Source organism: Azospirillum sp. FG154 (assembly GCF_057809575.1).
In genome coordinates this window covers 101,045-120,503 of record NZ_JBMDKF010000018.1, presented here as the reverse complement: position 1 = coordinate 120,503, position 19,459 = coordinate 101,045, and the positions used below count along the sequence as shown (strand labels likewise).

The 19,459-nt window shown below is 67.3% G+C and carries 15 protein-coding genes; 7 read left to right on the top strand and 8 right to left on the bottom strand.

Annotated features, from left to right (window positions below):
- Positions 1 to 177: 177 nt before the first annotated feature.
- From ACODS4_RS19745 to ACODS4_RS19715, 7 genes are all read right to left on the bottom strand, one after another.
- Positions 178 to 795, bottom strand: coding sequence for a sarcosine oxidase subunit gamma (locus tag ACODS4_RS19745; protein ID WP_488866679.1), 618 nt, complete (start codon positions 793 to 795; stop codon positions 178 to 180).
- The gene (locus ACODS4_RS19740; protein WP_488866677.1) at positions 788 to 3,808 is read right to left on the bottom strand and encodes a sarcosine oxidase subunit alpha; all 3,021 of its coding nucleotides are present in this window, start codon (positions 3,806 to 3,808) and stop codon (positions 788 to 790) included. Before ACODS4_RS19740 ends, ACODS4_RS19745 begins: the two co-directional genes overlap by 8 nt.
- Positions 3,805 to 4,125 (bottom strand): sarcosine oxidase subunit delta, encoded by a 321-nt coding sequence (locus tag ACODS4_RS19735; RefSeq protein ID WP_488866675.1) that lies wholly within the window; start codon positions 4,123 to 4,125, stop codon positions 3,805 to 3,807. Before ACODS4_RS19735 ends, ACODS4_RS19740 begins: the two co-directional genes overlap by 4 nt.
- 13 nt (positions 4,126 to 4,138) lie before the next feature.
- The gene (locus ACODS4_RS19730; RefSeq protein ID WP_488866673.1) at positions 4,139 to 5,389 is read right to left on the bottom strand and encodes a sarcosine oxidase subunit beta family protein; all 1,251 of its coding nucleotides are present in this window, start codon (positions 5,387 to 5,389) and stop codon (positions 4,139 to 4,141) included.
- Positions 5,390 to 5,512: 123 nt separating this feature from the next.
- Positions 5,513 to 6,631 (bottom strand): GlxA family transcriptional regulator, encoded by a 1,119-nt coding sequence (locus tag ACODS4_RS19725; protein WP_488866671.1) that lies wholly within the window; start codon positions 6,629 to 6,631, stop codon positions 5,513 to 5,515.
- A 147-nt stretch (positions 6,632 to 6,778) separates the two neighbouring features.
- Entirely contained in the window at positions 6,779 to 8,503 is a 1,725-nt protein-coding gene (locus ACODS4_RS19720; protein ID WP_488866669.1) for a methyl-accepting chemotaxis protein, read from the bottom strand.
- A gap of 111 nt (positions 8,504 to 8,614) precedes the next feature.
- The gene (locus ACODS4_RS19715) at positions 8,615 to 9,586 is read right to left on the bottom strand and encodes a GlxA family transcriptional regulator (RefSeq protein ID WP_488866667.1); all 972 of its coding nucleotides are present in this window, start codon (positions 9,584 to 9,586) and stop codon (positions 8,615 to 8,617) included.
- Positions 9,587 to 9,815: 229 nt separating this feature from the next.
- Here ACODS4_RS19715 and betB point away from each other — a divergent pair, with 229 nt between their 5' ends.
- From betB to ACODS4_RS19700, 3 genes are all read left to right on the top strand, one after another.
- A complete protein-coding gene (gene betB, locus ACODS4_RS19710; RefSeq protein WP_488866665.1) occupies positions 9,816 to 11,297 on the top strand; it encodes a betaine-aldehyde dehydrogenase in 1,482 nt (493 codons plus the stop codon).
- 87 nt (positions 11,298 to 11,384) lie between these two features.
- Positions 11,385 to 13,082: a choline dehydrogenase gene (betA, locus tag ACODS4_RS19705; protein WP_488866663.1), complete on the top strand. Its 1,698-nt coding sequence runs from the start codon at positions 11,385 to 11,387 to the stop codon at positions 13,080 to 13,082.
- Positions 13,083 to 13,088: 6 nt separating this feature from the next.
- Positions 13,089 to 13,214, top strand: a complete 126-nt coding sequence (locus tag ACODS4_RS19700; RefSeq protein ID WP_488866661.1) for a hypothetical protein — start codon at positions 13,089 to 13,091, stop codon at positions 13,212 to 13,214.
- On the opposite strand, the gene ACODS4_RS19695 is transcribed toward ACODS4_RS19700, so the two are convergent.
- The gene (locus ACODS4_RS19695) at positions 13,206 to 13,613 is read right to left on the bottom strand and encodes a MarR family winged helix-turn-helix transcriptional regulator (RefSeq protein ID WP_488866659.1); all 408 of its coding nucleotides are present in this window, start codon (positions 13,611 to 13,613) and stop codon (positions 13,206 to 13,208) included. The two genes, ACODS4_RS19700 and ACODS4_RS19695, sit on opposite strands and share 9 nt — an antisense overlap.
- Before the next feature lie 99 nt (positions 13,614 to 13,712).
- On the opposite strand from ACODS4_RS19695, the gene ACODS4_RS19690 reads away from it, so the two are divergent.
- The 4 genes from ACODS4_RS19690 (at position 13,713) to iolE (ending at position 19,433) form a co-directional block, all read left to right on the top strand.
- Positions 13,713 to 14,126 (top strand): VOC family protein, encoded by a 414-nt coding sequence (locus ACODS4_RS19690; RefSeq protein WP_488866657.1) that lies wholly within the window; start codon positions 13,713 to 13,715, stop codon positions 14,124 to 14,126.
- A 316-nt stretch (positions 14,127 to 14,442) separates the two neighbouring features.
- A complete protein-coding gene (locus ACODS4_RS19685) occupies positions 14,443 to 16,368 on the top strand; it encodes a bifunctional 5-dehydro-2-deoxygluconokinase/5-dehydro-2-deoxyphosphogluconate aldolase (protein ID WP_488866655.1) in 1,926 nt (641 codons plus the stop codon).
- A 264-nt stretch (positions 16,369 to 16,632) separates the two neighbouring features.
- Positions 16,633 to 18,480 (top strand): 3D-(3,5/4)-trihydroxycyclohexane-1,2-dione acylhydrolase (decyclizing), encoded by a 1,848-nt coding sequence (gene iolD, locus ACODS4_RS19680; RefSeq protein WP_488866653.1) that lies wholly within the window; start codon positions 16,633 to 16,635, stop codon positions 18,478 to 18,480.
- Positions 18,481 to 18,542: 62 nt separating this feature from the next.
- On the top strand, positions 18,543 to 19,433 hold the full coding sequence (gene iolE, locus ACODS4_RS19675; RefSeq protein ID WP_488866651.1) for a myo-inosose-2 dehydratase: 891 nt from the start codon (positions 18,543 to 18,545) through the stop codon (positions 19,431 to 19,433).
- Positions 19,434 to 19,459: the final 26 nt, after the last annotated feature.

Sequence of the window (19,459 nt, the reverse complement as noted above, 5' to 3'; positions counted from 1 at the left end):
GCGATGTCCTTGCGCGTCGGTTGTGATCGGGTGGTGAAGGGAGATTCGCTTGCCCCCTCCCCGCCCCTCCCCCGCTCACGCGGGAGAGGGGGCCTGGACCTTTGTCGATTCCCGCGCCCGCTCCCTCTCCCGCAACGCGGGGGAGGGCTGGGGAGGGGGCAAACCGCGCTCAAACCACTACCCGCAGATCGCCCGCCCGTTGTATTCGGCCATGGCGTCGGACAGCCACAGCCAGACATATTCGGCGAAGGACCGGCGCGGCAGGATGTCGTAGGTCGGGGCGTCGTCGCGCTGGTGCAGGATGATCCCGGCACGCGCCAGCACCGTCTGGGCGCATTGCCCCGGACGAAAGCCGCGCGGGTGCAGGTCGAGCGTGCAGCCCTTTTGCAAGGTCTCCCGCGCCGACGGGCCGGACAGCCGCAGCAGGGCGCGGTTGCCGGTGACGTCGGTGACGGCGGCGTGCAGGCCGGTCAGCGCCTCGCGCAGGTGGGCCATGACGGCGCCCTCCTGCCCCGGCGCGGTCAGGATCAGCCATTCGTCCGGGCCAAGCCACAACACCGTGACGTCGGCGGCGGACTGCACGGTGTTGGCGTTGACCGGCAGCAGCCCTTGCAGCACCCCGCCGACGGCGCGGGCGACGCGCGGGTCGTGGCCGTCGCAGCGCAGGTTGATCTGACCGGGCGGGACCATCTCCACCAGGGTCAAGGCGCCGCCCGCCCGGTCAGGCGGAACCGCGAAGGCCGAAGCGAAGCGGGCGACCGCGCCGACGCGCGGCAAGTCAGCGGCGTTAGCCATGGAGTCGCACTCCCTCGGGATCGTAGAAAACCGGCTTTGTGACAGCGCAGGCGACTGTTTTGTCGGCCAACGGCGCGTGAACCGTCTGTCCGATCATCCGCGATCCGCCCGCGATCAGGGCCAGCGCGATGGAACGGCCCATCGTCTCGCTCCAATAGCTCGACGTCACATAGCCCAGCATCGGGACGGGAACGGTTCCGCCCGCCTGCGCCGTGATCTGCGCGCCTTCCGGCAACACCATGGTCGGATCCTGGGTCAACAGGCCAACCAACTGCTTGCGGTCGGCGCGGCTGGTGTCCGCGCGGGTGAAGGAGCGTTTGCCGACGAAGTCAGCCTTCTGCTTCGACACGATCCAATCCATGCCGAGATCCTGCGGCGTCACCGTGCCGTCGGTTTCCTGACCGACGATGATGTAGCCCTTTTCGGCGCGCAGCACATGCATGGTTTCGGTGCCGTAGGGCGTGATCCCATGCGGCGCGCCCGCCTTCATGATTTCCGTCCACAGATGCAGGCCGTGATAGGCCGGGACGTTGATCTCATACGACAATTCGCCGGTGAAGCTGATGCGGAAGACGCGGGCGGGAACCCCGGCGACGACCGCCTCCTTCATCGCCATGAAGGGGAAGGCGTCGGCGCTGAGATCCAGATCCGGGGCCAGCGCCGCCACGACCTCGCGCGCCTTCGGTCCGGCGATGGAGGCGGTTGACCAATGTTCGGTGACGCTGGTCAGATGGACCCGCAGATCCGGCCATTCCGTTTGAAGATACTCTTCCAGCCAATCCAGCACCTTGGCGGCGTTGCCGGTGGTGGTCGTCATCAGGAAATGGTTGGGGCCGAGGCGCGTGGTCACGCCGTCGTCGATCACCATCCCCTCTTCCTTGCACATCACGCCGTAGCGGCAGCGCCCGACGTCGAGCTTGCTCCAGGCGTTGGTGTACATGCGGTTGAGCAGGATCGCCGCGTCCGGTCCCTGGATGTCGATCTTGCCGAGCGTCGAGGCGTCGAGCACGCCGACGCCGTTGCGCACCGCCCGGCATTCCCGGTTCACCGCGTCGTGCATGGATTCGCCCGCGCGCGGGAAGTACCAGGGCCGTTTCCACTGGCCGACATCCTCAAAAACCGCGCCATTCTCCACATGCCAGCGGTGCATCGGCGTCACCCGCGCCGGGTCGGCCAGTTCGCCGACGTCGCGTCCGGCCAGCGCGCCGAAGACGACCGGCGTGTAGGGCGGGCGGAAAGTTGTGGTTCCCACCTGCGGGATCGGCGCGCTGAGCGACTGGGCGAGGATGGCCAGGGCGTTGACGTTGGACGTCTTGCCCTGATCGGTGCCCATGCCCATGGTGGTGTAGCGTTTCAGATGCTCGACCGACTGATACCCCTCGCGCGAGGCGAGCAGCACGTCGGCGGCGGTCACGTCGTTCTGGAAATCGACGAAATGCTTGCCCGATCCGCGCCCGACCAGTTGGGTTGAGGGCACCACCCACAGCGGGCGCAACGGCTCCTCCGCGTCCGCCTCGGCGCGGGGGACAGGCAGCGGCGCGTCGGCGGTGAAGCCAGCCTCGCGCGCCGCCTCGGTTCCAGCGGCCACGCCCTCGGCCAGACAATCGGGCAGCGCGAAGGTTCCGTTGCAGGTTCCAGCGCAATGCAGGGCCTGGGTCGCCTTATGCGGGACGAAGCAGGCCGCCGCCTCGTCGTAACGCAGCTTGCCGGTGGATTGGGAATAGAGATGAACCGCCGGATTCCAGCCGCCCGACATCGCCAGCAGGTCGCAGGCGATGCTGGTCCGCGCCGTCCCGACCACGCCGCCGCCGTCGGGAGCCAGCGGCATGACGTCGACGGAGGTCAGGCGCTTGCCGCCCTCGGTCGCCACCACGGCGCGGTTTTCCAGCACCGGGATTCCCGCCGCCCGCGCCTTGGCCGCCAAGGGGCCGTTGACCGCCGTCCGCACATCGACGATGGCGGCGATCGCGATCCCCGCCGCTTTCATGTCCAGCGCGGCGGCGTAGGCGCTGTCGTTGTTGGTCAGCAGCACGGCCCGCTTGCCGGGCGTGACGCCATAGCGGTTGACGTAGGTCCGCACCGCGCCCGCCAGCATGATTCCGGGCCGGTCGTTGTCGGCGAAAACCAACGGGCGCTCATGGCCGCCGGTCGCCAACACGACGCGCTTGGCCCGGACGTTCCACAGCCGTTGCCGCGACAGATGCGGGGCGGCGCCGCGCGGCAGATGATCGATGCGCCGCTCAACCAGGGTCAGATGATTGTGGTCGTAATAGCCCGCCGCCGTGGTCCGGCGCAGGATGCGGATCTCCGGGCAGGCGGCGAGTTCCGCCTCGGTCTTGGCGATCCACGACGCGGCGGGCAGACCGTCCACCGCTTCGCCGCTGGTCAGCAGGGAGCCGCCCAACTCGTTCTGCTCGTCGGCCAGGATCACCCGCGCGCCGGTGCGCGCCGCCGCCAAGGCCGCCGTCAGACCGGCTGGACCGGCGCCGACGACCAGCACGTCGCAATGGACGTGCATCTTGTCGTAACGGTCGGGGTCCGGCTCCTTCGGGGCCTTGCCCAAACCGGCGGCGTGGCGGATCAACGGTTCGTACAGCTTCATCCACAGGCTTTGCGGGTGCATGAAGGTCTTGTAGTAGAACCCGGCGACGAAGATCTTCGACAGCAAGCCGTTGACCGCGCCGACGTCGAAAGTCACGTTCGGCCAGGCGTTCTGGCTGGCGGCGCTCAACCCCTCATACAGCTCGATCTGGGTGGCGCGCAGGTTGGGTTCGCTGTGGCCGCCGCGCTCCAACTGGATCAACGCCGACGGCTCTTCCGACCCGGCGGACAGGATGCCGCGCGGGCGGTGGTATTTGAAGCTGCGGGCGACCAGATGCACGCCGTTCGCCAACAGGGCCGAGGCCAGCGTGTCGCCCGCATGGCCCTGATAGCTCTTGCCGTTGAAGGTGAAGGTGACGCTGCGGGTCCGGTCGATGCGGCCGCCCGACGCGGTGCGGTGGCTGTTGCTCACGAGCGGACTCCCTGCTGGCTGGCCTGCGGCTGGGCTTCGGCGACGGCTGGTTCGGCAGCAGCGCCGGGGGGATAGACCCGCAAAATCTCGTGGGTCACGGTGTGGCGTTCCACGTTGAACCAGCGGCGGCAGCCATGGGCGTGAACCCAGCGTTCGCGATGAACGCCCTTGGGGTTCGCGCGCATGAACAGGAACTCGGCCCATTCGGCGTCCGACAGGGCGGACGGATCGGCGGGACGAACGCGGTGGGCCTCGCCGCCATAAGCGAACTCGATCTCGTCGCGCGGGCCGCACCAGGGGCAATGGATCAGGAGCATGGCGGAAACCCTCCTAATGCGCCACGGCGGCGGCGCCGTGTTCGTCGATGAGATAGCCCGACGTGAAGCGGTCGAGCGAGAAAGGCGCGTTCAGCGCGTGCGGCTCGTTGCGGGCGATGGTGTGGGCGAAGACCCACCCCGACCCCGGCGTCGCCTTGAAGCCGCCGGTCCCCCACCCGCAATTGATGAACAGATTTTCGACCGGGGTTTTGGAGATGATCGGGCTGGCGTCCGGGCAGGTGTCGACGATGCCCGCCCAATGGCGCAGCAGGCGCAGGCGGCTGAAGATCGGAAACAGCTCCAGCAACGGGCCGATCTGATGTTCGATGACGTGGAAGCTGCCGCGCTGGGCGTAGGAGTTGTAGGCGTCGATGCCGGCGCCGATGACCAGCTCGCCCTTGTCGGACTGGCTGACATAGACGTGAACGGCGTTCGACATCACCACGCAATCCAGCACCGGCTTGATCGGTTCGGACACCAGCGCCTGGAGCGGATGGCTTTCCAGCGGCAGGCGCAGATCGGCCATCCCGGCGACGACGCTGGAATGACCGGCGGCGACCACGCCGACCTTGCCCGCCTGGATGTACCCCCGGGAGGTCTCCACCCCGACCACCTTGCCGCCGACGCGGCGCAGCCCCGTGACTTCGCAATTCTGGATGATGTCCACGCCGCGCGCGCTGGCGGCGCGGGCGAAGCCCCAGGCCACCGCGTCGTGACGGGCCGTGCCGCCGCGCCGTTGCAGCGTGCCGCCCATGATCGGATAGCGCACGTCGGGCGCAATGTTGATCGCCGGGCAGAATTCCTTGACCTGCTCACGCGTCAGCCATTCGCTGTCGATGCCGTTGAGGCGCAGCGCGTTGACCCGCCGCACGCTTTCCCGCACGTCGTGGAGATTGTGGGCGAGGTTCAGCACGCCGCGCTGGCTGACCATCGTGTTGTAATTGAGATCCTGGCTCAGCCCCTCATAGAGCTGAAGGGATTTCTCGTAGAGCGCGGCGCTCTCGTCCCACAGATAGTTGGACCGCAGGATGGTGGTGTTGCGGCCCGTGTTGCCGCCGCCCAGCCAGCCCTTTTCCAACACGGCGACGTTGGTGATCCCGTGTTCCTTGGCCAGATAATAGGCGGTCGCCAGCCCATGCCCGCCGCCGCCGATGATGACGACGTCATAGGCCGGTTTCGGCGCCGGATCGCGCCAAGCGCGGTCCCAATGCTCGTGGTGCGAGAACGCGTTTCGGATCAGTGAGACGATCGAGTAATTCGACATGCCTGCCTCGCGCTTTTCACGAGGGTCAGTAGACGGCGGAACGGGATAGAAACGCTAGAATGCGGCTGCCAACCTGTTTGAACAAACGCGACATCGCCGTCGTGAACGTTCAAGCGCTTGGCCTCACTCGTACAGCCGCCGATCCGGCGGCGCGCCGCGCAGGTCGAAGGCGCGCAGCAGCGCCGCCGGGCTGTCGCTGGGCAGGGTCAAACCGTCCGGTTCGCCGCCGCCGCGCCGCAGGGCCGACGGGGATACCCCGAACCCTTCGCGGAATTGGCGGGAGAAATGGGCGCAGTCGGCGAATCCGCACTCCACCGCGATGTCGGTGATGGAACGCGCGCTGTTGCGCAGCAGCCAGAGGCCGTAGCGCAGGCGCAGCACACGGTAAAAGGCGGTCGGACTCATGCCGGTGGAAAAGCGGAACAGCCGTTCAAACTGGCGGGTGCTGATGTTGACCTTGCGGGCGATGTCCTCGACCGTCAACGGGTCGGCGAGATGCTGCTCCATCAGCAGCAGGGCGCGGCGCACCCGGTCGTTGACCACCTCGTTGTGGGTGGGCGGCTGCGGCTGCGGCTGGTTCGCCGGGCGGGCCTTGTCGATCAGCATGATGTGCATGGTTTTCTGGGCGCAGGCCCGGCCCAAATGCCGTTCGATCAAATAGGCCGCCAGATCGGCGACCCCGGCGCCGCCCGAACAGGTGATGCGGTCGCGGTCCACCACGTAAAGCTGGTCGGCCACCGGCTCGACGTCCGGGAACTCTTCGACGTAATCGCTGTAGTGATACCAACTGACGCAACAGCGCCGCCGCGCCATCAGACCGATCCGACTCAGGGCGAAACCGCCGGTGCAGACGCCAACCAGAGTCACCCCGGCGGCGGCGGTGGCCTTCAGATAGGCGATGGTTTCGGCGTCCAATTGCGGGCCGGGATTCAGCAAGCCGCCGACGACGACGATGTAATCGAAGCCGCGCGGATCCTGGAACGATTCCCATGGGGCGATGGACACGCCGCAGCTTGACCGCACCGGCTCGGTCCCCGACCCGGATCCCATGATCGTCCAGCGGCAGCGGATCTGCCGCGATCCGTCGCCGTCGTCCGCCGCCAACCGCAGCGCGTCGAGAAAGGTCGCCAGCGCGGTCAGGGTGAAGCGGTTGGCCAGGATGAAGCCAACGGACAGCGCGGCCTCTTTGGGCCGTTTTGGCGCGTCACTGGGTTGCCAGCCGTTCCAGGCGCCATCGGGCATGCCATGCTCTCCCTTGTTCCCCGCGACAAACTGTCGCCTTTTTCCCAACCAGGAACAAGAGGGCCGCTTGCCCCGCAAGCCGACGCCAACCTCCCGGTCGTCGGGAGATTGTACGCAAGAACTGAACCAAGTGTCCGAATGATTGATCTAACGAACCAACCGGGCGGGCGGCGCGCCCTCCTCGGTTCCGTCGCGAATCTCCGCCAGGAAATGGGCCACCCCGTCGCGCAACCGTTCGGTCAGCGCGGTCAACCCCTCGGCGGCGTCCAACACATGCCCCGTCGCGGCGTCCGTTCGTTCCGCCCCGTTGCCAAACCGCGCGATGGCGCCGCGCAACGCGTCGGCGGTCGCCGACACTTCGGCGATGCGCAAACCGATGTCGTCAGCCGAGACGCGTTGCCGATCAACGGCGGCGGACACCGCGCTGGACAGGGCGTTCATGTCGGCGATGGTGTCCTTGATGCGGCGGATCGCCAGGATCGCGTTGTCGGTCGTGGACTGAATGTCCGCCGCCTGAACGGCGATTTCCTCGGTCGCTCGCGCGGTCTGCTCCGCCAGTTGTTTGACCTCCGAGGCGACGACGGCGAAGCCCTTGCCCGCGTCGCCCGCCCGCGCCGACTCGATGGTGGCGTTCAACGCCAGAAGGCGGGTGCGCGCGGCGATGGCGCTAATCATCCCGACCACCCCGACGATGCTGCGCGCCGAACCGATCAGACCACGCACGGTGTCGTCGGTTTCCTGCGCCTGCGCGACGGCGGTGGTGGCGATGGCCACCGATTTGCCCACATGCTGCCCGATTTCGTCCATCGAACTGGACATTTGCTGAGCAGCCTCGCCCATCGCGCCGACGCTGGCGGAGGTTTGGCCGACCGACGCGGCGGTCTCCGTCACCCGTCCGCCGGTTTCGCGGGAAATCCCCATCAGGGTGCGGGCGGTGGCGTCCAGGGTTCCCGCCGACCGGCCGACCGATCCCAACGCCTCCGTCACCGCGTCTTCAAAGCTGCGGATCACCCCGTCAAGGCGTTCGGCCCGCCGCCGCACCGCGCGTTGTTCGGCGATCCGACGCAGGAAAAAGCGCACTTCGTCCTCATCCTGCCGCTCCAGCAGGTCATCGGGCGCGCCAATCGCCGCCAGCGTCCCACCTTTCAGCACCGCGATACGGTCGGCGACGCGCATCGCGTCTTCAGCGTCGCGCATCGCCAGCACCATCGTGCAACCTTGGGCGCGCGCCGCCCGCGCCAGATCGTCAACCAGTTCCGACCGCTCCAACGCGGGCAAAGCGACGAACGGATCGTCGATCAGAATCAACCGGGGCGTGGTCACAAAGGCGCGGGCGAAGCCCACGCGCAAACGGTCGGCGGCGGTCAGATCGCCCAAGCGGCGCGCGGCTTGATCGGCGACGCCAAACTGGGCCAGCGCGGCCAGCGCGCGCTCTCGTCGCCGCTCCCGTCCTTCGCCAATCACCTCAAGGGCGAATTCGACGTTGCCGCAAGCCGTGCGATTGGCAAGCAGGGCGGCGGCGGATGGAAAGACCATGCCCAACCGTTCCCGGCGCAACGCCGTCAACGCGCGCGGCGTCAACCCACCCAACAGCACGCCGCCCACCGACACCGATCCGGCGGTGGGGTCGAGCAAACGGTTCAGCAGACGCAGCAGCGTTGATTTCCCGGACCCCAACCGCCCCAGCACAGCCAGGATTTCGCCCGGCGCGATCTCAAGCGACAGATCGGCGACGGCGATCTCCGCGCCGGTCGCGGCCACCGCCGCGCGCGCGCTCCCTGCGGCGATCAGACGCCGGGCCTCCGCCGTCGGCTCACCATAGAGTTTCCACACATTTTGGATTGAAACCGCGTCCCCGTTTCCCTGCGCCATGGCCGATCCTTCTGTCGTCTTATCGCAGGAAGGGCTTGAACTGACCTGTCAAGCCCTCCCCAGTGGGCGCGGCGGGGCGCCGCCTCGCGTTCTTGCGTGCGGCATGAGCGTCTACAACGGCAGCGCCCCCACAGGCGCGCGGACCCGCTGCCCCTGCCGATCGGTGCGCGGCGGCACGCCGAAATGATCGCGGTAGCATTTGCTGAAATGGGTGGCGGAGACAAAGCCGCAGCAGACCGCCACCTCGATCACCGACAGCGTGGTTTGCGACAGCAATTGACGCGCCCGCTTCAACCGTAGCCCCAGATAATGGCGGGCGGGCGAGCAATCGAGGTATTTGCGGAACAGCCGTTCCACGTTGCGCCGCGACTGGCCCAGCATCGCCGACAAGGTCGCCAGATCCAGCGGGTCTTCGATGTTGTCCTGCATCAACCGGATGATGGCGTGCAACTCCTTGCACTCCATGCCTGGATTGGGCTGGATCGCCTCATGCTGCTGGGCGTTGCCGGGGCGGATGCGGTCGTGCAGCATCTGTTCGGCGATGTCGATGGCCAGCGGCTCGCCATGGGTCGCGGCGATCCGGTGCAGCATCATGTCGGTGGCCGACGTGCCGCCCGCGCAGGTGAAGCGGTTGCGGTCGATGGTGAACAGCTCGCCCGTCGCCTCGATCTCCGGGAAGGTTTCGGCGATGCCCGCCAGATTTTCCCAATGGATGGTGCAGCGGTAGCCGTCGAGCAGCCCCGCCCGCGCCAATATGTGGCTGCCGGTGCACACCGCGCCCAGATTGGTTCCCCGCGCCGCCGCCCGCCGCAGCCAGGACAACACCGCCTTGTCATTGTACCGATGGCCGCCGACGCCGCTGCACAGAACCACCGTCGGCAGCGGCGGGGCGTCATCAAGCCCATGGTCGCACAGCACGCCGACGCCGTTGCTGGCCCGCTCGCCGCCGCCGTCCTTTGAAATCAACGCCCAACGGTACAGCGTCCGCCCGCTGATGTGGTTGGCGAGGCGCAACGGCTCCACCGACGCGGTGAAGGCGATCATCGAAAAATCGGGGACCAGCAGGAAGCCGATTGTTTCCATTCCGTCACTCCTCATCCCAACAGCGGACAGCCCAAAAGCGGAAGTCCGAGGGTGGCATGTCACGACAGTAACATCGTCCAGGCCGCCCCCGGATTGAACATGAACGCCCTTGTCCTTGTCCCGAAGCGACAAGTGCGGAGAATGGGGACGACGGCGTTTATTTTTTATTGGACGACCAATTAAAAAAAACGGCTAAGCTGTGTCTCAAGCGAACGGCGGAGGCGGAATCATGGCGCAGTTCGGGGCGCGGTTCGGGCGGCAAGCTCATTACATCCATGGCCAACCGACGCAAGCGGGCGGCGGCGACGCTTTCACCACCATCAACCCGGCGACGGGGGAGGTGCTGGCCGAGGTCGCGCAAGCGACCAGCGCGGACGTGGACCGCGCCGTCAACAGCGCGCGCGCCGGACAAGCCCAATGGGCCGCCCTGCCCGCCATGGAGCGCGCCCGCGTGCTGCGCCGGGCCGTCGCCCTGCTGCGCGAGCGCAACGACGAACTGGCTGAACTGGAAACGCTCGACACCGGAAAGCCGCTCAGCGAGACGCGCGCGGTGGACGTCGCCACCGGGGCCGACGTGCTGGAATATTACGCGGGCCTCGCCCCGGCGCTGGAAGGCCGACAGATTCCGCTGCGCCCCTCCTCCTTCGTGTACACGCGACGGGAGCCGCTGGGGGTGGTCGCCGGAATCGGGGCGTGGAATTACCCGATTCAGATCGCCTTGTGGAAATCCGCCCCGGCGCTGGCCGCTGGCAACGCCATGATCTTCAAACCCAGCGAAATCACGCCGCTGACCGCCCTGCGGCTGGCCGCGCTGTACAGCGAAGCGGGTCTGCCCGACGGCGTGTTCAACGTCGTCCAGGGCGATGGCCGGGTCGGCGCGCTGCTCAGCGCCCATCCGGGCATCGAGAAAATCTCCTTCACCGGCGGGGTGGAGACCGGCAAGCGGGTGATGGCGGCGGCGGGCGGTTCCTCGCTGAAGGACGTGACGATGGAGTTGGGCGGCAAGTCGCCGTTGATCGTCTTCGCCGACGCCGACCTCGACCGCGCCGCCGACATCGCCATCATGGCGAATTTCTACAGCTCCGGTCAGGTGTGCACCAACGGCACGCGGGTGTTCGTCCACCGCAGCGTCAAAGAGGATTTCGAGGAGCGGCTGTTGACCCGCGTCGCCCGCGTCCGCATCGGCGATCCGCTGGACCCAAACACCAACTTCGGCCCGCTCGCCAGCTTCCCCCACCGCGACAAGGTGCTGGGCTTCATCACCACCGGCAAGGAGGAAGGCGCGCGCCTGCTGGCGGGCGGCGGTCCGCCCTATGGCGAGGCCTTCGCGCGCGGCGCTTACGTCGCCCCCACCGTTTTCACCGATTGCCACGACCGCATGCGCGTCGTGCAGGAGGAGATCTTCGGCCCCGTCCTGTCGATTCTGGTCTTCGACGAGGAGGAGGAGGTCATCGCGCGGGCCAACGCCACCCGTTACGGCTTGGCCGCCGGGTTGGTGACGCAAGACCTCGCCCGCGCCCACCGCGTCATCCACCGGCTGGAGGCTGGGATCTGCTGGATCAACGCCTGGGGGGAATCGCCGCCGGAAATGCCGGTTGGCGGCTTCAAGGAATCCGGCGTCGGTCGGGAAAACGGCGTCGAAGCGCTCGACCATTACACCCGCGTCAAATCGGTGCAGGTCGAGTTGGGGCCATACGCGTCCGTGTTCTGACCGGCGCCGTCCGTTCCGTCTCGCCCCGTCGCGTCTCGCCCCGTCGCGTCTCGCCTGGAAATCTCTGGTTCACAGAGGGTTTGAGTCATGTCCAACGCGCGTCACGAGTATGATTACATCATCATCGGCGCCGGATCGGCGGGCAACGTCCTGGCCTGCCGGTTGACCGAGGATCCCGGAGTCAGCGTCCTGTTGCTGGAGGCGGGCGGGCGCGACCATCGGATGGACTTCCGCACCCAGATGCCGGCGGCGCTCGCCTTTCCCTTGCAGGGGCGGCGTTACAATTGGGCCTACGTCACCGAACCCGAACCCCACATGAACAACCGCCGCATGGAATGCGGGCGCGGCAAGGGGCTGGGCGGCTCCTCGCTCATCAACGGCATGTGCTACATCCGGGGCAACGCGCTGGATTACGACGGCTGGGCCGAACAGCCGGGGTTGGAGGGCTGGAGCTATCTGGATTGCCTGCCCTATTTCAAAAAGGCGGAAACCCGCGACGCCGGGCCGAACGCCTATCACGGCGGCGACGGCCCGGTGCAGGTGACGACCGCCAAACCCGGCGTCAACCCGCTCTATGAGGCGATGATCGAGGCCGGGGTCGAGGCGGGTTACGCGCGCACCGACGATCTGAACGGCTATCGCCAGGAAGGTTTCGGCCCGATGGACCGCACCGTCACCCCGCAAGGGCGGCGGTCGAGCACGGCGCGCGGCTATCTCGACCGCGCGCGCGGGCGGCCCGGATTGACCATCGTCACTCATGCGCTGACCGACCGCATCCTGTTCGACGGTCGCCGCGCCATTGGGGTCGCTTATCTGGAATCCGGCGCCCCGGTGACGGCCCACGCCCGGCGCGAGGTTCTGCTGTGCGCCGGGGCCATCGCCTCCCCCGCCATCCTGCAACGGTCTGGCGTGGGGCCAGCGGCGGTTTTGCGCGATCTTGGCGTGGCGACGGTGCTTGATCTGCCGGGGGTCGGGGCCGATCTGCAAGATCATCTGGAAATGTACGTCCAGTATGAATGCAAACAGCCGGTGTCGCTCTACCCCGCTTTGCAATGGTGGAACCAGCCCGCCATCGGCGCGGAATGGCTGTTTCGCGGCACGGGGATCGGGGCCAGCAACCAGTTTGAGGCGGGCGGCTTCATCCGCACCGACGACGAGGTCGCTTGGCCCAATCTCCAGTATCATTTTCTGCCGGCGGCGATCAGCTACAACGGGACCAACGCGGTGAAGGCCCATGGCTTTCAGGCGCATGTCGGCTCCATGCGTTCCCCCAGCAAGGGGCGGGTGCGGGCGGCGTCGCGCGATCCGAACGCGCCGCCCAGCATCCTGTTCAACTACATGGCCGAGGAGCAGGATTGGCGGGAGTTCCGCGCCGGACTCAGCATCACCCGGACGATCATGCGGCAACAGGCGCTCGCCCCTTATCGCGGGCGGGAAATCAGCCCCGGCGCGGATTGCCAGACCGACGCCGAGATCGACGCCTTCGTCCGCCATCACGCCGAAACGGCCTATCACCCGTCCTGCTCCTGCCGGATGGGAACCGACGACAGGGCCGTGGTGGACGAACAGGGACGGGTGCATGGGATGGAGGGGTTGCGCGTCATCGACGCCTCAATCATGCCGCGCATCATCACCGGCAACCTCAACGCGCCGACCATCATGATGGCGGAAAAGCTGGCCGACGTGATCCGCAAGCGACCGCCGGAACCGCGCGCCGACGTCCCCTATTACGTCGCCCCCACCGCGCTCGCCGTCGTCGGAACGCGCCGCATGGCCGTGGCGTAGTCATCCATGCCGATGCCGTCCATGCCCCCTTGGGCGCCGCCGCCGGAGCGCGACGACGCCCCGTCCGGCCTGTGGTCCCGGATCAAACAGGCGGTGGTTGGCTGGTGGCGCGCGTCGCGCCGGTCAGCGTGATCGGGACAGCCGGAGGAGATCGGCGCGCAGGCCGTCGGCGTCGGCCAATTCCGCGTCCAGCGCCGCGTGTTCGGCGGTCCACAACGGAACCGCCTGGGCCAGCAACGCCCGCCCCTCCGCCGTCAGGCTCAGCAAACGGCCCCGCTTGTCCGTGGGGTTGCTGAGGATGGCGACCAACCCCCGGCGTTCCAGCGGCTTCAAGGCGGCGGTCAGAGTCGTGCGGTCCATCGCCAGCAGGGCGGCCACCGGGGCCATGCCCGGCGGCTCCGGCCTGTTCAGCGCCATCATCAGCGAAAACTGACCGTTGGTCAGATCGAGCGGACGGAACAGATCGTCAAAACGCTTGGCCAGGGCGCGCGCCGCCCGCTGAACATGCAGGCACAGGCAGCGGTCGCGCACCAGAAGCGTTGTTCCGTAAGGGATTTTCGCGTCGTTTGACATGGATTAAATATGTTGATATCAACGTATTTGTCAAGACCTCATCCCCGGAGTCGTCCCATGATCGTTCAGCCCTATCTGTTTTTTGAAGGCCGTTGCGAAGAGGCGCTCACGTTCTACCAGCGTGTGCTGGGCGCCAAAGTCGAGATGCTGCTGCGGTTCCAGGATTCGCCCGATCCCTGCCCGGAAGGGATGATTCCACCGGGCAGCGAAAACAAAATCATGCACGCCAGCCTGCGCGTCGGCGATTCCATGGTCATGGCGTCGGATGGCGGTTGCGCGGGCGGTTCCGCCTTCAAGGGCTTTTCCCTGTCGGCGACGGTGGCCGACGCGGACGAAGCCAACCGCGTGTTCGCCGCGCTGGGCGATGGCGGCGCGGTGCTGATGCCGCTGGGCAAGACCTTCTTTTCCCCCTGCTTCGGCATGGTTCAGGACCAGTTCGGCGTGTCGTGGATGGTGATCGTTCAGGAATAGGCGGTTCATCCGTTCCAACGAAATGCCGCTTCCCCCTTGCCGCCCCCGTCGTCGTCGCTGTTTGGCCCGGCGGCGGGGGCGTTTTCATGTCCGGCTGACGCTTCGCCGGATAGAACAAAAATTCTTTATTGACGAAATGAGGAATTTTTGTTCTATAATCCAACCAACGTTCCACCGCCTGCCCACGCAAGGCCCCGACCCAAAAAAGCCGGAACGACTGGGGGAGACACAACCGATGGGGCCGCCACGCGCGCGGCGTCGCTGCGGTTCCGTTCGTCCAGCGTTCGTCGGCTTCGGATTTCAGCGGAGCTGATTCATGCCTCACAAACGCTCACTCGACGTTATTTCCATTGGCCGCTCCTCCGTCGACATTTACGGCGAGCAAAGTGGCGGTCGGTTGGAGGACGTCCAAAGCTTCGCCAAATATGTCGGCGGCTGTCCAACCAACATCGCGGTCGGCACGGCGCGTCTGGGGCTGCGGTCGGCCCTGCTGACGCGGGTCGGCGACGAGCATATGGGCCGCTTCATCCGCGAACAACTGATCCGCGAGGGGGTGGAGACCAGCCATGTCGTCACCGACCCCGAACGCCTGACCGCGCTGGTCATTCTGGGGATCCGCGACCGCAAAACCTTCCCGCTGATCTTCTATCGGGAAAACTGCGCCGACATGGCGATTTGCGAGGATGACGTCGATGAATCCTTCATCGCGTCGGCCCACGCCGTCGTGGTCAGCGGCACCCATTTCTCCACCCCCGGCACCGACGCCGCCATGCGCAAGGCGATGCGGCTGGCCCGCGCCAACGGCGTGAAGGTGGTGCTGGACATCGATTACCGCCCCGTTCTGTGGAAGCTGACCGGCCATGGCCTGGGCGAGGAGCGTTTCGTCGCCGACGGCGGGGTGACGGCGCTGATCCAAACCATCCTGCCCGGCTGCGACCTGATCGTCGGCACGGAGGAGGAGTTCCACATCGCGGGCGGCAGCACCGACACCGTGGCCGCCCTGCGCGCCGTGCGGCGGCTGAGCCGGGCGACGCTGGTGTGCAAACGCGGGCCGATGGGCTGCGTGGTGTTCCCCGGCGACGTGCCGGACAGCTTGGAGTTGGGCGTGCGCGGCCCCGGCTTTCCGGTGGAGGTTTACAACGTGTTGGGCGCGGGCGACGCCTTCATGTCGGGCTTTCTGCGCGGCTGGTTGCGCGACGCGCCGCTGGAGGATTGCTGCAAATACGCCAACGCCTGCGGCGCTTTCGCGGTGTCGCGCCACGGCTGCGCCCCGGCGATTCCGACTTGGACCGAACTGACCCATTTCCTGACTCATGGCAGCCCGACCCCCCGCCTGCGCGAAGACGCGCGGCTCTCCCACATCCATTGGGCGACCACCCGCCGCCGCGCTTGGCCGGAGGTGCTGGCCTTCGCCATCGACCACCGCGCCCAGCTCGAAGCGATGGCCGAGCGGCACGGCGCCGATCCCGCCCGCATCGCCACCTTCAAGCGCTTGGCGCTGGACGCCGCCCGACAGGGCGCGGGCGGACGCGACGGCTTCGGCATGCTGTTGGACGGCATCCATGGCCAGGACGCGTTGGAGGAATTGACCGGAAGCAACGCCTGGATCGGTCGCCCGATCGAACTTCCCGAATCGCGCCCCCTGCGGTTCGAGGGCGGCCCCGACGCCGCCGTGTTGATCCGCGAATGGCCCGCCGAGCATGTCGTCAAATGTCTGGTTTTCCTGCATCCCGACGACGAACCCGTGTTGCGCGGCGAGCAGGAACGGCAGATCGAGGCGCTGTTCGCCGCCTGTCGCGGCACCGGACACGAACTGCTGTTGGAAATCATCCCACCCAAGGGATCGCCGGTGGACGACGACACCATCGCCCGCGCGCTCGGTCGTTTTTATGAGCTGGGCGTGTTGCCGGATTGGTGGAAATTGCCCTCCCCGACCAGCCAAGCCGCGTGGGATCGGATTTCCGAGGTCATCGCCACGCGGGATCCGCTGTGTCGGGGCGTGCTGATCCTTGGCCTTGACGCCCCGGAGGAGCAGTTGCAAGCCGGGTTGGCGCTGGCCGCCCGGCAGCCGATCTGCAAGGGTTTCGCCGTTGGCCGCACCCTGTTCGGGGCCGCCGCCGAAGGCTGGCTGTCCGGCGCCTTGACCGACGCCCAGGCGGTGGAGATCATGGCGACCGCCTACCGCCGCTTGATCGCTTTCTGGGACGGTCAACGGGCCGAGGCCAAGCGCGCGGCGGCGTGATTGCGGGCGCTCCCTCCTGAACGGCGGAAGGAGCGCCGTCTTTTTAAAGATGCGCCGTACAGCGAAATATCCGCAAAGCCAGCAACAAGCCCTTTACATCTCCATTTAGAATGTATATTCTAAATGGAGATGTAAAACGGAAAAAAAATGCCGCCGCCCGGACGCCGCCAAACGCGCCGGTTCAGCAAGACGGATCCCGCCCGCCGATGGGCGGCGATCCTGGAGGAACATGGGCCGCAACCGGCCCCTTGAGGAGTAGCGAGAATGGCGACCGTGCGCCTTACCGTGGCCCAGGCTCTGGTCAAGCATCTGAGCGCCCAATTCATCGAGATGGACGGGCAGGAGTTGCCGCTGTTCGCCGGGGTGTGGGCGATCTTCGGGCATGGCAACGTCGCCGGTCTGGGCGAGGCGTTGCACGCCGCCCGCGACACGCTGCCGACCTACCGCGCCCACAACGAACAGGGCATGGCGCACGCCGCCATCGCCTACGCCAAGGCGCAAGGCCGCCGCCGGATGATGGCCTGCACCAGTTCGGTCGGGCCGGGCGCGGTCAACATGGTGACGGCGGCGGCGCTGGCCCACGTCAACCGCCTGCCGGTGCTGCTGCTGCCCGGCGACACCTTCGCCACCCGCGCGCCCGATCCGGTGCTGCAACAGGTGGAGCAGCCCGGCGATTTCACCGTGTCGGCCAATGATTGCTTCCGCCCGGTGTCGCGTTTTTGGGACCGCGTCACCCGGCCTGAACAACTCATGCCCAGCCTGCGCCGCGCCATCCAGGTGCTGACCGATCCGGTCGATTGCGGCCCGGTGACGCTGTGCCTGCCGCAGGACGTTCAGGCCGAAGCCTATGATTTCCCGCTGTCCTTCTTCGCCAAGACCGTGCGCCGCGCCCGCCGCCCGGAACCCGACCGCGACGAGCTGGCGGCGGCGCTGACCGCCCTGCGCGGCGCGTCCAAGCCGCTGATCGTCGCTGGTGGCGGCGTGCATTACAGCGGCGCCTGCGCGGCCTTGGCCGATTTCGCCGCGCGCCACGGAATTCCGGTGGCGGAAACCCAGGCGGGCAAGGGCGCGCTGGCCTGGAACCACCCGTGCAACGTCGGCTCCATCGGCGTGACCGGATCGAGCGCCGCCAACGCCCTGGCGGACGAGGCCGATCTGGTGCTGGCCGTCGGCACACGACTGGCCGATTTCACCACGGCCTCTTGGTCGGTGTTCGGCAACCCCGCCGGGCGGCTGGTCGGGCTGAACGTCGCCGCCTTTGACGCGGTGAAGGGCGACGCCCTGCCGCTGGTCGCCGACGCGGCGCGCGGGTTGGCGGCGCTGGACGCTGGTCTCAACGATTGGACCGCGCCGACCGCGTGGCGGGCGCTGGCGCAAGAGCGCATGACTGTGTGGAACCGCGTGGTTGACGCGGCGACCGCCGACGCCGGGTTGGATTTGCCGACCGACGCGCAGGTGTTGGGCGCCGTCAACCGGGCGGCGGGCGAGGATGGCGTCGTCGTCTGCGCGGCGGGCGGTTTGCCGGGCGAACTGCACAAGCTGTGGCGCACGGCGCGACCCGGCGGCTATCACCTGGAATACGGCTTTTCCTGCATGGGCTACGAGATCGCCGGGGGTTTGGGCGTCAAGATGGCCTGCCCGGATCGCGAGATCTTCGTCATGGTCGGCGACGGCAGCTACATGATGATGAACTCCGAACTCGCCGTGTCGGTGATGATGAAGCGCAAGCTGGTCGTCGTCCTGCTCGACAACCGGGGTTATGGCTGCATCAACCGCTTGCAGAACGCCTGCGGCGGCGCGCCCTTCAACAATCTGCTGCGCGACGCCCATTTTGAAACGGACGTTCTGCCTGCCGTCGATTTCGCCGCCCATCTGCGGGCGCTGGGCGCGGTGACGGAGCAGGTGACGGGCGTGGCCGCCCTGTCCGACGCGCTGGAGCGCGCCAAGGCCTCCCCCGTCACCTACGCCATCGTCATCACCACCGACCCGCTGCCCTCGACCAAAGAAGGCGGGGCGTGGTGGGACGTGCCGGTGCCCGAAGTGTCCAGCCGCCCCGAAGTGACGGCGGCGCGCGCCCGCTACGTCGCCGCCAAGGCCCGGCAGCGCCGCTGAAACGCACGTTCCCTTTTCATCCCCTTCCAATCCGTCTCGCTGTTGTGTGGGAGCACCCGATTATGACCGTTCGTCTTGGCGTCAACCCGATCGCCTGGAGCAACGACGACATGCAGGAGCTGGGTGGCGACACCCCGCTGGAGGTCTGCTTGGCCGAAGGCCGTCAGGCCGGATTCGCCGGGTTCGAGCTGGGCCACAAATTCCCCCGCGATCCCGACGCCCTGCGCCCGATCCTGGAGCGTCACGGCCTGTCGCTGGTGTCGGGCTGGTACAGCGCCGGTCTGCTGGAGCGCAGCGTCGCCGAGGAGATCGAGGCGGTGCAACCACACCTGCGTCTGCTGAAGGCGTTCAACTGTTCGGTCATGGTGGTGGCGGAAACCACCGGCTGCGTCCATGGCGAACGCGGCACGCCGCTGTCCAAACGCCCGAAACTCGACGCCGGGCAATGGGCGGAGTTCGGGCGCAAGATGACCGAATTTGGCGATTACCTGCGCGACCAGGGAACCCCGCTGGCCTACCATTACCACATGGGCACGGTGGTTGAGACGCCGGACGAGATCAACCGCTTCGCCGAGGCCACCGGCGACAGCGTCGGCGTTCTGCTCGACACCGGGCATCTGACCTTCGCCGGGGGCAACCCGCTGGACGTGATCGCCGCCTGGGGCCACCGCGTCAACCATGTCCATTGCAAGGACGTGCGCGCCGACGTCCTGGCGGCGGCCAAGGCGGACGACAGCAGCTTCCTCGACGCCGTGGTGAACGGCGTGTTCACCGTGCCGGGCGACGGCTGCGTCGATTTCCCGGCGGTTCTGGCGGCGCTGAAGGCCAAGAATTATCGCGGCGAATGGTTGGTCATCGAAGCCGAACAGGATCCCGCCAAGGCCCACCCGCTGACCTACGTCACCAAGGGCCGTCAGCATCTCAGCGCGCTGGTCGCCGAACTCGGCCTGTGACCGCGCCGCTCTCTTCCGAAAGATCG